At 49.3% G+C, this 14,448-nt stretch carries 17 protein-coding genes; 1 reads left to right on the top strand and 16 read right to left on the bottom strand.

Annotated elements, in window-relative coordinates; genetic code table 11:
- Positions 1 to 154 precede the first annotated feature (154 nt).
- From J2S00_RS13280 to J2S00_RS13265, 4 genes are all read right to left on the bottom strand, one after another.
- Entirely contained in the window at positions 155 to 1,378 is a 1,224-nt protein-coding gene (locus J2S00_RS13280; protein WP_307340626.1) for an anti-sigma-I factor RsgI family protein, read from the bottom strand.
- Positions 1,375 to 2,151 (bottom strand): RNA polymerase sigma-I factor, encoded by a 777-nt coding sequence (gene sigI, locus J2S00_RS13275; protein ID WP_307340623.1) that lies wholly within the window; start codon positions 2,149 to 2,151, stop codon positions 1,375 to 1,377. Before sigI ends, J2S00_RS13280 begins: the two co-directional genes overlap by 4 nt.
- A gap of 74 nt (positions 2,152 to 2,225) precedes the next feature.
- Positions 2,226 to 3,131 (bottom strand): DUF5667 domain-containing protein, encoded by a 906-nt coding sequence (locus J2S00_RS13270; protein WP_307340620.1) that lies wholly within the window; start codon positions 3,129 to 3,131, stop codon positions 2,226 to 2,228.
- Positions 3,132 to 3,184: 53 nt separating this feature from the next.
- Positions 3,185 to 3,661, bottom strand: coding sequence for a hypothetical protein (locus J2S00_RS13265; protein WP_307340617.1), 477 nt, complete (start codon positions 3,659 to 3,661; stop codon positions 3,185 to 3,187).
- Positions 3,662 to 4,032: 371 nt separating this feature from the next.
- On the opposite strand from J2S00_RS13265, the gene J2S00_RS13260 reads away from it, so the two are divergent.
- Complete coding sequence (locus J2S00_RS13260) at positions 4,033 to 4,368, top strand: Uma2 family endonuclease (protein ID WP_307340615.1); 336 nt, start codon at positions 4,033 to 4,035, stop codon at positions 4,366 to 4,368.
- A gap of 368 nt (positions 4,369 to 4,736) precedes the next feature.
- Here J2S00_RS13260 and csrA read toward each other — a convergent pair whose 3' ends face one another.
- From csrA to J2S00_RS13200, 12 genes are all read right to left on the bottom strand, one after another.
- Positions 4,737 to 4,973 (bottom strand): carbon storage regulator CsrA, encoded by a 237-nt coding sequence (gene csrA, locus J2S00_RS13255; RefSeq protein ID WP_307340613.1) that lies wholly within the window; start codon positions 4,971 to 4,973, stop codon positions 4,737 to 4,739.
- A gap of 6 nt (positions 4,974 to 4,979) precedes the next feature.
- Positions 4,980 to 5,447, bottom strand: a complete 468-nt coding sequence (fliW, locus tag J2S00_RS13250; protein ID WP_307340611.1) for a flagellar assembly protein FliW — start codon at positions 5,445 to 5,447, stop codon at positions 4,980 to 4,982.
- Between the two features lie 181 nt (positions 5,448 to 5,628).
- Positions 5,629 to 6,159, bottom strand: coding sequence for a hypothetical protein (locus J2S00_RS13245; RefSeq protein ID WP_307340608.1), 531 nt, complete (start codon positions 6,157 to 6,159; stop codon positions 5,629 to 5,631).
- A gap of 41 nt (positions 6,160 to 6,200) precedes the next feature.
- Complete coding sequence (locus J2S00_RS13240; protein WP_307340605.1) at positions 6,201 to 6,809, bottom strand: DUF6470 family protein; 609 nt, start codon at positions 6,807 to 6,809, stop codon at positions 6,201 to 6,203.
- A gap of 31 nt (positions 6,810 to 6,840) precedes the next feature.
- Positions 6,841 to 7,731: a flagellar hook-associated protein FlgL gene (gene flgL / locus J2S00_RS13235; protein WP_307340602.1), complete on the bottom strand. Its 891-nt coding sequence runs from the start codon at positions 7,729 to 7,731 to the stop codon at positions 6,841 to 6,843.
- Between the two features lie 28 nt (positions 7,732 to 7,759).
- A complete protein-coding gene (gene flgK / locus J2S00_RS13230) occupies positions 7,760 to 9,160 on the bottom strand; it encodes a flagellar hook-associated protein FlgK (RefSeq protein WP_307340599.1) in 1,401 nt (466 codons plus the stop codon).
- A 70-nt stretch (positions 9,161 to 9,230) separates the two neighbouring features.
- Entirely contained in the window at positions 9,231 to 9,734 is a 504-nt protein-coding gene (locus J2S00_RS13225) for a flagellar protein FlgN (protein ID WP_307340596.1), read from the bottom strand.
- 15 nt (positions 9,735 to 9,749) lie between these two features.
- A complete protein-coding gene (flgM, locus tag J2S00_RS13220) occupies positions 9,750 to 10,028 on the bottom strand; it encodes a flagellar biosynthesis anti-sigma factor FlgM (RefSeq protein ID WP_307340594.1) in 279 nt (92 codons plus the stop codon).
- Between the two features lie 5 nt (positions 10,029 to 10,033).
- A complete protein-coding gene (locus J2S00_RS13215) occupies positions 10,034 to 10,477 on the bottom strand; it encodes a TIGR03826 family flagellar region protein (protein WP_307340591.1) in 444 nt (147 codons plus the stop codon).
- A gap of 29 nt (positions 10,478 to 10,506) precedes the next feature.
- Positions 10,507 to 11,268 (bottom strand): ComF family protein, encoded by a 762-nt coding sequence (locus J2S00_RS13210; RefSeq protein ID WP_307340587.1) that lies wholly within the window; start codon positions 11,266 to 11,268, stop codon positions 10,507 to 10,509.
- Positions 11,269 to 11,327: 59 nt separating this feature from the next.
- Positions 11,328 to 13,367, bottom strand: coding sequence for an ATP-dependent helicase ComFA (locus J2S00_RS13205; protein WP_307340584.1), 2,040 nt, complete (start codon positions 13,365 to 13,367; stop codon positions 11,328 to 11,330).
- An 89-nt stretch (positions 13,368 to 13,456) separates the two neighbouring features.
- Complete coding sequence (locus J2S00_RS13200) at positions 13,457 to 14,314, bottom strand: DegV family protein (protein WP_307340581.1); 858 nt, start codon at positions 14,312 to 14,314, stop codon at positions 13,457 to 13,459.
- Positions 14,315 to 14,448 lie beyond the last annotated feature (134 nt).

The raw sequence follows: 14,448 nt of genomic DNA, 5'->3' as shown, positions 1-14,448 counted from the left end.
GAGAAAGCCCGGTTGCTGGCCAGCGTGACTTGGGCTTTCTATTTACTATATCGGCTCAAGTTCAAGGAGGTTTAATAGTTTTTAAGGATTTTTTAGGCTTGAAATTCCCGCTTAATGGGAGATAAAAGAAATGTAACGTTCTAGGACCGCTCAATCATTCAGTTTTATTTAGTTCGGGAGTTGACGGTCTGTTGTTATCTTGCCCTTCGTCTGGCATCTCTTCTTTGGGTTCCTTGGGCGGAGGGGATTGGTCGTTTTTATCAGGTTTCTCTGGAACATGTTGTACCCGCTGTTCCCTTTGATCAGATCTGTTGTTTTCCTGCTTTCCCTGATTGCTGCTTTCATTCTTCGGTTCAGCTTTCGGTGGTTGATTCTGCACTGGGGCAGGGGAACGACTGCTTCCATTATCCTGTCCCGGTGACGGGCTTTGTTCTTTGAGCCGGTCCTTTGGTCCAGACGGCAAGCTTTCCTGTTTATCTCTTATATCGTGGGCAGGGACATCTGGTCTGATTTGATCTTGATCAGGCCTGCTTGGAAACTGGCCAGATTTTTTATCAGGCGGTTGTTGATTTTTGCGTTTTTGATTTTGATGCTGTATATCTTTATTATGAACATCTTTTTCATAGCGCTCTTTTTCCATCCAGATCAGTTCAGCCACCGACTTGTCTCTGATTTGGTCAGGATGTTGGACCAGCCCTTTAGCTAACAACTGTTCATACACTCTGTACTGATTAACAGACAAGTTCAGCTGTTTAGCTTCTTCGTAAATAGCAGGAGTTGCTTCCATGACAGATACCATTCCGGTTAGGTGATGTTCTTCAAACAGCAATTTCACAATAGATTCTATTTCACTGGTGATATCAAGATCATCTGCTGAAAAGGTCTCGTCTTGTTCGTTTATAACACTCACTGTTACCAGTGCCTCTTCCTGGGCATGAAGATATCTTTTTTCAATCGACACCTCAACTACTTGCTGAATCATATGGAGGACTGATTGCCCTTGCCAATCCAATTCATGTACGATCTGTTCTGCATCGTCGTTCAAAGGATGAACATCAACCACTTCTAAATCCTGTGTGGCATATATCTCCATACTGGGGTTAATATCAACGGCGACAATATAGGCCGGTTGGTGCAAACCAAAGGGGAGCAGGCTATAGGCCACAACGGCCAACAATAGCACTGCAACAACAGCGGCGAGGGGGATCCATCTGAAAGATGAGCGCCGTTTTTCCGTATATGAGAAAGGCTGCCCCAATAAAGGAACAGGATCTGTGGTTGCACGGTGGATATTTTTAAACGTCCCATCCTCACACAGGATCACCGTATGGGTATCCGTTACCTTCACTACAATGCCTTTTATTTGTTTTCGGTTCATGATGATCCCCCATTTCCAGCGGGCCTGTTGATAAACTGGGAGAGATGCACCCACTGCGGATTTGATTTGAGTACAATTAAGGTAATCAAATACTTGCGATGCCGTTCAATGGTTCTAGGGTGGTAACCAGTTCGCTTGGTAAACAAGGAGACAGGCAAGCGCTTTTTCTCAAACAAGTGCCGAACCAGCTCTTCGTCCCGCACAAAATCGTCGGCCATTTGAAACAGGCGCTCCCGGGTGTCCCGGTGTTGGGGAGCAACACGTTCCAATTCCTCAAAAGCGATGTTAAACCGGGCTAGTTGATGTTCAAACTCTATAATCTCCTCCACTAATTCTGCAGACTGTAAATCCTGATGGTAGGATTGAACAGCGTGTTCTTTTAGATAAAGCGGCTCCTCAGCGTCATATTCTGTATCTCTATCAAATGGGATGTGTTGCTTTTTGTTTTCCCGGCGGTAATAGTCGATCAAATCCCTTTTGATCAACAAATAGGCGTAGTTAAGAAATGTTCTTCCAGCGGAGGGCTGATACGTCTCTATCGCACGGTTAAAAGCCAGCAGTCCGATGCTGGCCTCTTCATCATTCCAGGTCACATAACGCTGGCAAATATGACCCACTGTATTTAAAATAAACGGCTGGTAACGGCGGATCAATGTTTCACGGACGGTATCGTCTCCTCGTTGTGCCGCTGTGATAGATGTTTGCAAGTCAATAGCGTTCATGGAGCGTCTCTCCTGTATCCGGCACCCGACAACTGGCCTCATTTCTGTCATGACATGCGACAACTCCCATTGTGCAATGGGAGTTGCCAGCAAGTTTATAACTCCAGTATCTAACTGTGTCTTGATTACGGACGTCCGGGAGTGTCTGGCTTGCCGGGGGTGTCTGGCTTTTTGTTTTTGTTGTCACCATTTTCCTTGTCAGCTTGGTCTGTTTCCCCATTTGGAGAGTCGGGCTGTTCATGAGCTTCAGACTGCTCTTCCTGCTGGACAGGTTCATCATTCCCTTTACCTCTGCCAGAAGGCCCTTGATTTTTGCGTTCTTGCGCTTGTTTCGCTCTTTCCTGTGCTTCTTGCTGTGCCTGAGCAGCTTTCTGTTTAGCTTGTTCCCTTGCTTGTTTAGCTTGTTCAAGACCTGCTGTCCGCTGTTGCTCACCCTGATTCTGTTTTTCTGTATTTATTTGGGCTGTTTCAGGGGCTTGGACACTATCTTCCAAGTCCTCTGATTGGTCACCCTTGTTCCTGGCTTGGGCTGCTTTTTGCATGGCCTCTTTAAAGCGTTGCATTGCTTGTTCCTGATTTTCTAAGGCTTTGGCAATGCCTGCTTTAGCAGTTTCCGGAAGGTCATCCCGTTCTAACAAAGCTTTCAGATTTTCACTCCGTTGAGCTGACTTCTCAGCCACCAGGGCTTCGATGTCAGACAGATCTTCCCCGTTCTCTTTGCCTTCTTCCAAGTTATTCTCTATTTCCTCGAGATGCTCATGATAATCTTCCAAGAGTTCTTCTACTGCTTCTTCATTTCCTTCTTCCAGCATCTCTTCAGCCTCAGCTAAACGTTTGTCCGCAAACTCATCTTGGATAAGGGCCCTTTCCCCATAATCCTCTGTCAATTCATATTCATAATCTTCTATCATTCTTACGGTGTCATACAATTCAGACTCAGGACTGACAATTTCCGGATGATCTTCTTCGGCAAACGCTGTTCCGGCCACCAAAAAAGCTCCAGCTACAAGGCCAACAAACATTTTTTTCATACCCTGTTTCCCTCCTGTGAATTTTTAAATGATCTTGTGGTATTTTCAAGGTCTTAGTTGACAGCTACATTTTGCTTAAAGCTTTCCATATAAGGCTGATTCTCCGCATAGGCTTCTGCCGGAGTCATAAAAGTATAGATCACGGTCTGCTCTTCCTGTTGTTCAATATAAATATCTGTTCTTACCGGCTCTTTCCTCTTAGACTGCAAAGCGAGATATGTATCTGTTTCCTCTAAGATTTCAACAGGACCGGCCCCTGTGACTAATGTTTGTTTTATTTCCTCCAAGGACAGGTCAGAAGACACTAAAGTGATAATAGCTTTAAGATTGTCCCGGTGAAAGGTGACGTTAAAAGTATCCGCTTCCCCTTCCTTGCCCACTTCCCATCCCGGAAGTTGATAGACTTTAATCCCAACTTCTGAGTTTTCATATAAGATGTCTTGGGTTTGAGTTGAGCTGCCAGCAGTCCCTTCATCAGGATGATTTAACGGTTGCTGTGCTAGTTCTGTTTGGCCACATCCACTGACCAAGAGGAGGATTACCAAAAGTAAGGGTATCCCCAATATTTTGGCGCCATCTTTCAATCCTGTCTCACCTCACTTACACTTCTCTGGCGCTACTTATTAATGGAGGTTGACTTCACTTATCTATACGGGGAGCTATCTTATTTTGAGAGGGGAAAATAGAAAAAAGATGATACTTTTATAAAGAAAATAATTGAGGTCCAGAGTGGTATAATAAAAGAAATCACGCTTTCGTGATATTTTATCGTGTTGTAGGAGGCGCTGGCCATGAGCGGTTCATTTGATCTTAAGAAATTTGACCAAACCTATACCTATGCGATTACCTGAACTGGGCGGATGATGAGCGCCTCGAGCTGATCAACGGCGTACCTTACCTGATGGTCCCTTCACCTTCCCGTCAACATCAAGAGGTTGTAATGGCGTTATCTGCTACACTGTATCAAGCCCTGCGTAAACATCCCTGCCGGGTCTATACCGTACCCCTTGACGTTCGTCTGGCGAACAATCAAGATGAGAAGGATGCGCACATCACCAATGTCGTTCAACCTGATATCGTGGTCGTTTATGGCCCGGCCAAACTGGACGACAGGGGAGTGAAAGGAGCTCCTGACTTGATCATTGAAGTTACTTCACCCAGCACAGCTGCCAACGATTACATCCGCAAGCGGAAACTTTATGAACAACATGGGGTGAAAGAGTACTGGGTCGTGTAGCCCATTGACCACATTGTGATGGTCTATCTGCTTAATGATCAAGGCCAATATGAAGGACCCGTTTTTTATAGCAAGGAAGATGAAGTACCTGTTAAAGCTCTGCCTGATCTCACCATAAAGCTAGAGGACATTTTCATCGAGGATTAAAAAAAGCCATCTGGGACTGATGCTCCACAGGTGGCGCTTCAATGCTGGACACTAAGTTGACAACCTGTCTGCAATCGCTTATCAACTTAAGTCAAGGTGGTGTGCATCACAGAGTCTACTGTTTTCCTCTATATCCGAGCAAAAAGCAGGAAGATCAGATCAAATTATTCATCTTGAACTGATATATATTATCTCATTCCTCAACTAGGAAAGTCACCCATTTATTTTCCTCTGCTGCGGGATAACTTTGCCCTCAACCACTCCGGATCAAAATCTGCCATACGGGCGGCCTGATTCTCCTCCTGAATGGCCCGGTATACTTCCTGGCGGTGAATAGAGACCGATTTTGGCGCTTCAATGCCCAGCTTGACCACATCCCCTTCCACAGCGACCACTTTGACTTCAATTTGATCATCAATGATAATGGATTCTCCTTTTTTACGTGACAAGACAAGCACCCGTCATCACCCCTTCTGTCCCACACTGACCTGTTCATTGTGCGAAACGAACAAGGGCTGCTTGATCAGATAATCCTTGTTCTCCACCACCACTTGCTTGCCCAGTCGCTTGGGTACATTAATGACCAGCGGCGCTTTCAGGTTGGTGGTCGCCTCCTCAAGGGCACCTCTCACAGTCACCGTAGTAAACAGAGAAACATCCTCGGGCTTTTCTATCTGGAGCTTATCCACCACCGCGTCACTCAATTCGACCTCATAGTCCGGGAAAAAACGGAGCGGATTAAGCACCAAAAAGCTCAAATCCCCTTCCTCAACAGACTGTAGAAAATAAAACGGCTGCTCATCCTGTTCATCCAGCGGCAGAAGCACATAGCGGGTAAATGTTTCAAATCCTGGTAACCCTTGAGGAAAAGTAATCACTTGCTCCTCTTCATAGTGCAACTGGCCAAAACGGGGGGAGTGTATCACCTTCATGAGTTTCACCCTTTCCATAGACATACGCTTGGTTAAACCAGAGTTAGTCAAGCCATCCAAACAAAAAGAGCGGTTACATTACAATGTGTAACCACTATCCGCAACAGCTAATGATTTGATAAGATCTTGTCAAGTATCATTTTAGTTCATTCGCCTTTCCGATTGTTGACCCTATGTTAACTTAGTCATTGGCCGCCTTTTTCAAACGGTGCATATCCCGCTCCAGGTCAGCAGTGCGGCGATGCTGATACTCCAGGTCAATTTCAATATAGTGCACCTTTTGCTCCAGACGGTCGAAACGCTCATTCACCTCTTCCCGGAATTGTTGCTGCTCTTTCCTAAATTCTTCAACGCGCTGGTTGGTTGACGCCACAATAGAGAGTAACTGCTCGATCATCTGCTCATGTCTATCCAGACGTTGCTCAATTTGCTCAAAGTGTCTGTCATGTTCATCCAAGCGCTGTTCCACTCTGTCTAATCGTTGCTCTACTTTGTCTAATCGTTGCTCTACTTTGTCTAATCGTTGCTCTACTTTGTCTAATCGTTGCTCTACTTTGTCTAAACGCTGCTCTACTTTGTCCAGACGGTGTTCGACTTTATCTATTCGTTGTTCCAAGCGGTGAACAGCGTGACCCAATTGGTCAATCTTATCTCCCAGGACCATGATATGTTTGCCCAGATCGCTGATCATACTTTCCAATCTCTCGCTCATTCCTGGCCCTCCTTTCATGTTCATTTCGTATTATACCGCACCTACCCCCGCACATCCACTTCACGGCCCACCCACTCGATCTCCAATGAGGGACGCTGGCGGAGATAAATCTCCACCTTGGCAGGGAAGTGTACCATTCTGGGCTTCTGAGGCTCCACGTGATAATGCCAGTTCCCACCCTGCACATCAATCTTCACTTGTTCAGGAATATACTCAACATCCACATTCAGCCTGCTGGCCGGTCCGGCAAAGTGCATCTCCGACAGGAGGCGGGGCGGTTCCTTGGCCAGTTCAGCGATCACGTTATTGGAGAGATGGAAATCAGCCATCCGGTCTCCGTCTCTGGCGATTTTAGCAACAATCTCCGGATAGATACGCTTAATGTTATACACAACCGTTTTGGTCAAAGTCACAGGAGGCATCAAAGCATAGGCAGCCCAAGCCCGTGACTGGTCAATGTACAGTTCACTGGGCTGGCGCTCAATTTGCACCTGCACCGGTTCGCTGCTCATCTCCACCAAGGGCGGGGGCTGCTCAATCTGCACATGGCCTGGTGTCTGATTGATGCCGATTTCGCCCTGCTGCTGCTTGATTCTCAATTGGGGCATGCTGGACAAAACACCTGCTGAAGAAAGGGCTGCAATACTCACTTTTACACACCACCCTTGGCCAGGTGTTCGCTTAACGCAGGAAGTCAATCAGACTGGGCTGGATGATGCGCGCTCCAGCAGCCAGGCTGGAACGGTAGATGTTTTCTTCAGTCCTCAGATTGATAATCACCTCAGCCAGGTCAGCATCTTCTGTTTTGGACAGTACAGTTTTAAGGTTAAGATTCTCATCATGCATGCGGTTGTTCATCAGCTCCAGACGGTTGTAGCGGGCGCCAATTTCAGCCCATGTCAGCAAGATCTTATCCATCCGGCTGTCCAGATTGCCCAGCTGGTTCCCCACCTCTTCAGGATCATTTTGTTGCAAGGCCGTTCTGATTTCTTGCAAAACAGCAAACAGATTGTCAGGATCATTTTCCTCTCCAAAAATGTCGCCGGCATGCTGGTTGATCGGGATAGTAACTCCGCGGGCCACTTCAAATTTAATCTCACCCGTATCAAACTGGACGCCAACATAATCATTTTCGGGGTACGGCTTCTGATCAGTACGCTGCCCATTAAAAATATACTTGCCATTGAATTGGGAATTGGCCATTTCGTATAACTGCTCAATCAACTGGTCAATTTCCTTAGCAATCGATTCCAAAGAGACGTCTGAATTGCTCCCTGTCGAACCTTGCACAGTCAAATCACGGGCACGTTCCACCACCTGCACAATTTGCCCTACCATGGAATCGGCGTTTTCCAACCAGGACAGGGCGGAATCCAGATTGCGCTGGTATTGCTCGTTGGCTGCCAGCTCACTGCGGTAGCGCAAGGCCGAACTGATGCCGACCGGATCATCCGACGGCTTGCCAATTTTCTTGCCTGTGGAAAGCTGCCATTGCACATGTTGCAGCCGGTTCAAATTGCGGTTCAAATTACTCATCATCTGGTCGCTGATCATTTTGGGCGTCACTCTCATCGCTTGTCACCTTCCTCTCCAAACATCGTTAACGGCCGACAACACCCATGCGGTTGATAATCGTTTCCAGCATCTGATCTATTGCAGTGACCATCCGGGCCGAAGCATTGTAAGCATGCTGCAATTGAACCAGGTTGACCATCTCTTCGTCCAGGGAGACCCCGCTCACAGATTGGCGTCGATAATCTACCGCTTCCAAAATAATTTGCGAGTTACTGGCTTGCCGCTGGGCTTCCTGGGTTTGTACCCCCAACTGGCCCATCATCACCCGGTACTCCTCATTAAACTGATCACGCAGCTGGCTGATGGCCAAGGCGTTTTCACCATTGCCAACTGCATCCGAACGGCTGGAGGCAGCAATCCGGTTTAAGTCAGCCACAATTTCGGGGTTGACCTCTACCTCTTGAATAGATATTTGACTGGCGCCATCAATCAACGTGAAGAAGCTGATGTCTTCGTCACCGTTTAAATCAAAACCATCTTCATGTTGACTGTTCACCGCCTCTATGATGTTGGCAAACAATGCTTCCAATTGCTCCCGATACGTCTCTACTGTCTCGGTACGAGCTTTCCACAAACTGTGCAACTCTCCGCTGATGCCATTCTCAGTAACAGCCTGATAAACAACATTTTGATCTTCCAGGCCTATCGTGTTAGACTCAATCCCCTCTACTAACATAATCTCTTCATCCCCGCCATGGAGCAGCTTAATATTGTACATCCCCTTCTTGCCTTCTTCTTGTTCCTCTACCACTTCAATCGGCACCAGGCGGGCCAACTCATCGACCAAGAGATCACGCTGGTCACGTAAATCGTTGGCGTTCATGCCCATCCCTTCGATACGGCGGATCTCCTTGTTCAGCTGGGCGATTTGTTCAATATACCCGTTTGCTTCCCACACCTTTGCCTCAAAGCTGACTTCCAGATCTTTCTGCAGTTCACCCAGCTTGGTATCCACATGTTTAAAAGCATCCAGCAAGGCAAAAGCCCGCTCGCGCACCACAGCCCGGGCGGTCAGGTTATCCGGCTCCCGGCTCAAATCACTCCAGGCGTTCCAAAACTGGTCGATGGTGGAGCGCAGGCCGTCATCACTGGGTTCATTAAAAATCATCTCTATTTTCTCCAGGGTATCTTTTTGAATATGCCAATAGCCGTAGGAATGGGCTTCGTTGCGGAACTGGTCATCCAAAAATTTTTCTCTCAAGCGCACAATAGAGGAAAAGTTGACCCCAGTCCCCAACTGGCCCGGTGCCACGGAGCGGTTCATGGCCGGGACTTCAATGGGGGAAGAAGCTGTAAAGTTGACCCGTTGACGAGTGTAACCTTGGGTGTTGGCGTTGGCAATATTGTGGGCAGTGGTGTTAATGCCGGTCTGCTGGGCGTACAAGCCTCGCTTGGCCACTTCTAATCCATGAAAAGTGGATCTCATCGTCTCACTCCTTACTAAAATTAGTCTCTCTGAAATTTGCCTCTGATATGGACTTGTGCTTGACCTATTTTTATGCTTTGATGTCAAAAAAACCTCGTCCGGGCGGTGGGCCAGGCTGCCCTTTGCCTTGTTTGTCCGGCTTCTGGTATGTGATCTCCGACTCATTCTGGGTGAGCACGTCCAAGGTGTGATTGACCGCCTTAAGGGCATCCTGGATTAAGCGCTGATTAAGTTCGTTCTGTTCCCGTAACTTCACAATCGTCTCTGTCAACTGCTCTGCCAACCGCTCTGCCTTACGCTTGTTCTCACTGCCGGGGAGCAAGGCCAACAAACGGGACAAAGTGACATCCTCATCTACTTCCAAGCCAAGCCGCCGCACATAATCCTCCACTTGAAACTGGCGTTCCTGCTCAAGCTTACTGAGCCGCTTAATCCACTGCCCCTCTTTCTCCAACAAGGCGGATAATCCCTGCACATCCCCCTTAATCAGGACATCCTGCTTACTGCGGGCAATCTCCAGCATCGCTTCATGAGCCTGAAGAAGGTCCTCCAGGGTGGCAATTAGCATCTGCATCTGGGCTCCGCTCCTTTAGCTTGATCTGAACCAAAAATCAAAGACGCGCTCAGCCACTTTCTTGCTGTTTACCTGATAAGTTCCCTTTTCCAGCTGTTCCTTGATTCGCTCTAGTTTGGCTTGCCGATCCGTATGAACGTTCGTTTGGTTTTGTTTCTCCAGCATCACTTTCGCTTCTTTCGAAATGTGAACCTGATCTTGACCCATCTTTCCTTTTTTCTGAACAGACTTTGACACTTGTTGCTGCTGGTAAGGGTTAGGTCGCCAGAGACCATGGGTTTGATCTATTTTCATACTGATCACCTTCCTCGCCGCTGTTTATCATCTGCTTTCAATTGACGGTATCCCTTAGCATGCTTATAATCCCGGGAATGTGAAGGAGTGCTGTTTTCCCCTTCGCTGGCGTTCAGCTTGCCCATCTCTGAGATTAACCTTTCGCGGCAACTTTTACACAGCCTGCCTTCCTGAATTAATGTCCCGCACGACTCACAGGGATAACCCATATTGGGCAAATCCTTAAGCTGCAACCGGCCCTGACGGATAAACTCTTTAATTTGAGCTACGGACACCCCTGTCTGTTCACTCGTTTCATATATCGTGGCTTCCCGGTTCTCCTTTCGTCTCAAAAAATCATACACGATCCGGTATTGCTGTTCAATCTCCTGGTGGCACTGGGGACACACCTTGCGGACCGTCCTCACAAATAAAGTGCCGCAGCGTGGACAATTTTCCAGTTGAGCCATGCACATCCCTCTCTCTCGCACAGCTGCTTTTAGCGGGCAACCGTATAGCTGCAAACCTTTCTGGCTCCACCAGTTTTTAAGGCCAGGGCTGCGGCATGCAGGGTTGCCCCCGTGGTATAGATGTCATCAATCACGATAATCCGCTTATTTAATATATCGGCCGTATGAGCCGGATTGTTAAGAAACATGGACAAGATTTTCTCCAACCGGTCCTGCCGTCCTTTTTTACTCTGCTTTCCTTCTGTTTCCTGCCGCAGCAGAAGATCCGGAATGTACGGCCGCTGCCATGCTTCAGCCACCAGGCGGGCGATGAGATCAGCCTGGTTAAATCCCCGTTCAATCAGTCGTCCCTTGGACAACGGGATGGCGGTGACCACGTCAATGTCCTCTGTGTCAACCCCCAGTTGGCGGGCATGGTGAACGATGAGCGCAGCAAAAAAATATTTGAGGCGCTCATCCCCCCGGAATTTATACTGAGTGACCAAGTCCTGGGTCCACGCATCATACCGCAGCACGCTCCGGTTCCAGGCCAAAACGGGACCCCTGCCCTGGGATTCTTCCCAGGCCAGCCAGCGCTGACAGTCATAGCATAACAAGCCCTGCTCTGTTTCCTTGGCCAAGCGCCTTTCAACCGTCTCCAGAGGCCGGAAGCAACGCACACATCCTGTGTTGATCCACGCTGCTTGCCGCTCACAATCGGGACACAGCCATTGATCCAGGGGAGGCAAGGTGTCTCGCTGAAAGGGAAGAAAACTTAACAGGGAGACCCAGGAAAATGAGTCCGGCAGCATACTGTGACAGATTAAACATCGCTTACACATGGCAAACACCCGCTCTTTTTCTCTTTCTCTTACCCATGGGCATCATCACCCACTGGCCTGCCACTCCCTTGCGGGCCACCGCCAAGCTGCCGGGCCAAGCGGTTCCACTCCCTGATCTGCCGGATGGCCTGCTGCTGTGTTTTGGTCCGCATTTCGGGCAAAAACCACACCTGTCCCACAGGGTCTTCTTTTTTGCGTCCCACCCGGCCAGCAATTTGAATCAGAGCCGCCGTGTCAAAGACATCATCATCACTGCCCAGCACAGCCACATCACTGTAGGAGATGGTGACACCCCGTTCCAGAATGGTGGTGGTGATGAGCAGACGGATCTCATGCCGGCGGAAGCGTAAGACAATATCGGCCCGCTCCGGGTGTTCAGCATGAACCCCTTCCATGGTAAACGGAGACTCTGCGGGAAAAAGTTCCGGCCATGTCGCTCGCATAAAGGGCAGTAACTCCTCTGTAATATAGCGTCCAACCTGCTCAATGTCGCCCACATGGGGCACAAACAGGAAACCGTAACGGTTGTTTTCCAACAAATGAAAAAGATAATCCATCAGTGCGGTCAACTTTTCCCCTTGCTTGATCCTGTGGCGCCAGCGGCCAACAGGACGGAGCTTGGGGACGGCCAAGGGCTGTCCATGGAAACGCTGGGGAATCAGTACATAGGGCAGTTCCCCGCGCTTGACCCGCTTGACCATCTCCGTGCGTGGGGTGGCCGTCAAATAGACCGTTTGACCTGTTTCCCGCCTGGCCCGGGAGACAGCCAGGGGGAGCATGGGATCGTGATGGTAGGGAAAGGCATCTTCTTCATCGATGATGATCAGGTCAAAATAGCGGGCAAAACGAAGCGTCTGATGCGTGGTGGCCAAAAACAATTGTCCCGGTTTAAACCTCTCCCCGCTGCCCCCGTACAAGACACGGATAGGCACCATGGGATAGGCCTCTTTGAGCCGGGGAGCCAGTTCAAGAATGACGTCCCGCCGCGGAGAGGTGATCAGCACTTTCTGGTCTTTGTTCAACACATAAGTGAGCATGTCAAACAACATTTCTGTTTTTCCTGCGCCACACACGGCCCAGACTAAAAATTCCGGTTGTTTGTGCTCAGCTTCTGCCTCCGCTTGATCCCCTGCATCCTGCACAAAACGCAGCAAGGCATTTGAGGCCGTTTGTTGTCCCGGGCTCAATGTGCCTTGCCAGGTACACACCACCGGGCCCTCGGCATCCCTGGCAGACTCAACATCTGGATCACCACTATCAAGAGCGGTTGGCTGATGAGCTTCCCATCTTAGCAACGGCTGGCAGGCTTTGACCCGGCCCATGACCAGACACTGGGGGCAATAGGCACAATCATCCCGTCCGCAGCTGGCACAAGCCACCGCCACTACTTCACAGGAGCCGCATCGGAGACACTGCCAGAGAAGAGGTCTCTTCCCCAAGAGAGCGGGACGCTTCCCAAACCGCCTTCCCTGACCAAACCACCCTGACCTGCGGCACAGGACCATGGAGGGCAACCACTCAAAAAGACCCTGCAGGTAGCCCAGCTGCAGAGCCTCTAAGAGGTGACATTCCCAATCATCTTCTTGTTCCAACTGCTCTCTGGCCACTTGTTCCACTTCAGAGAGCAGCAACTGCCTGCCGGCCAACATGGGGTATAATGCCTGGAGCAGCCTCTTGTCAACCAGACGCTCACCTGACCCCATAGCGTCATTTCGTTCCCCCACTCCGGCTCGGTTGACCTGGCTGAACGCCTGCCACAAACGGCGCCGTTCCTGGGCCGTAGGAAAAGTACACCCCGCCTGTGCTTCCAGCCGCACGGTTTGGCTATAAACCTGCACATGCCTGGCAAACAAATGGCTCCAGGAAGATTCTCTGGCTGCCAACTCCAGCTGACCCTGAAAATAACCGGCCCGCTGCAGTCGGTTCCACAACATCTTGTCCGTCTGTTCAAACACGGCACTGGGAGAGACAAACAGCCACCGGATTGGTTGCGGGCCTGACCTGTCAACAGATTGAATCCCAATGGTTCCTGTCACCTGGTACAAGAGACAGCCACCCACTTCCGCCACCTCTCTTACTACTGATCTGGCATCACGCTATGAGAATATGTAAAATATTACGAAAATGAAACGCCCGCCCTGGCGGTGCAGGGCTGAGGTTAATCCAGTGAGGGGTGCACATTCCAGGTCAAACCCAGCGTGCCTTCGCCCACATGAGTACCCAAAACAGGCCCCATCTTCGCAGTTTGAACGGGGAGATGAGGAAATTGCGCTTGTACTTCTTCCATCCAGTCCAATGCTTCCTGTTCTGCATTGGCGTGGACGACAGTGACAGGGAAGGCTTGTCCGTTCTTGGCATCCTCTGCCAACAGTTCCAAGATGCGTGCTTTTGCTTTGTTCTTGGTGCGGATTTTTTCAAACGGTACAATTTTTTTATCCACAAAGTGCAAAACTGGCTTTATACGTAACATGCTGCCGATCAAAAGTTGGGCGGCATTGAGCCGTCCGCCACGGTGCAAGTGGGAGAGATCATCAACCACAAAATAAGCCCGGTTGGCCTGTTTCAGCTCCTCCAGAAAGGCCACAATCTCCTCGGCACTTTTGCCTGCTTCTGCTAACTGAGCTGCTTTTTGCGCCATAAGGGCTTGCGGAGCGCTAGAGATTTCAGAGTCCACCAGATGCACAGGAAAATTTTCCACGAGATCAGCCGCCTGCCGGGCAGCCTGATAAGTGCCGCTAATACCACTGGACAGGTGGATGGAAATGGCTTGATCATACTCCTTGGACAGGTTTTCAAACGCTTTGACAAAGTCACCCACGGAAGGCTGGGAGGTGGTGGGCAGTACATCGGTCTCCTTTAATTTACGGTAAAATTCCTCATAGCCGATATCCTCACCTTCACGGTAGGCCTCCTGGCCAAAGATCACACTGAGCGGCACCACTGTAATGCGATGTTTGTCAATGGTGTCTTGGGAAAGATAAGCCGTACTGTCCGTGACAATGGCAATTTTGCTCATGATATGTATTATCCTCCTTTATGTACCAACGGAAAAGTCCCCTCGCCAGCTGAGGGGGAGTTGCTTCCATTATGCCACAAAACGGCCCGATCAAAAATAAAAACATCATCACTTTGAAAGCCAAGTCATGATGT

The organism is Caldalkalibacillus uzonensis (genome assembly GCF_030814135.1).
In the GTDB taxonomy this organism is placed as follows: Bacteria; Bacillota; Bacilli; order Caldalkalibacillales; family Caldalkalibacillaceae; genus Caldalkalibacillus; species Caldalkalibacillus uzonensis.
This window is presented reverse-complemented; position numbering and strand designations above follow the sequence as displayed.

Coding starts and splice junctions, on each gene's coding strand:
- J2S00_RS13280 (WP_307340626.1), bottom strand. CDS start 1,378: ATGAACCGAAAACAAATAAAAGGCATTGTAGTGAAGGTAACGGATACC.
- sigI (WP_307340623.1), bottom strand. CDS start 2,151: ATGACAGAAATGAGGCCAGTTGTCGGGTGCCGGATACAGGAGAGACGC.
- J2S00_RS13270 (WP_307340620.1), bottom strand. CDS start 3,131: ATGAAAAAAATGTTTGTTGGCCTTGTAGCTGGAGCTTTTTTGGTGGCC.
- J2S00_RS13260 (WP_307340615.1), top strand. CDS start 4,033: ATGGTCCCTTCACCTTCCCGTCAACATCAAGAGGTTGTAATGGCGTTA.
- fliW (WP_307340611.1), bottom strand. CDS start 5,447: ATGAAGGTGATACACTCCCCCCGTTTTGGCCAGTTGCACTATGAAGAG.
- J2S00_RS13245 (WP_307340608.1), bottom strand. CDS start 6,159: ATGAGCGAGAGATTGGAAAGTATGATCAGCGATCTGGGCAAACATATC.
- flgL (WP_307340602.1), bottom strand. CDS start 7,731: ATGAGAGTGACGCCCAAAATGATCAGCGACCAGATGATGAGTAATTTG.
- flgK (WP_307340599.1), bottom strand. CDS start 9,160: ATGAGATCCACTTTTCATGGATTAGAAGTGGCCAAGCGAGGCTTGTAC.
- J2S00_RS13225 (WP_307340596.1), bottom strand. CDS start 9,734: ATGCAGATGCTAATTGCCACCCTGGAGGACCTTCTTCAGGCTCATGAA.
- flgM (WP_307340594.1), bottom strand. CDS start 10,028: ATGAAAATAGATCAAACCCATGGTCTCTGGCGACCTAACCCTTACCAG.
- J2S00_RS13215 (WP_307340591.1), bottom strand. CDS start 10,477: ATGGCTCAACTGGAAAATTGTCCACGCTGCGGCACTTTATTTGTGAGG.
- J2S00_RS13210 (WP_307340587.1), bottom strand. CDS start 11,268: ATGCTGCCGGACTCATTTTCCTGGGTCTCCCTGTTAAGTTTTCTTCCC.
- J2S00_RS13200 (WP_307340581.1), bottom strand. CDS start 14,314: ATGAGCAAAATTGCCATTGTCACGGACAGTACGGCTTATCTTTCCCAA.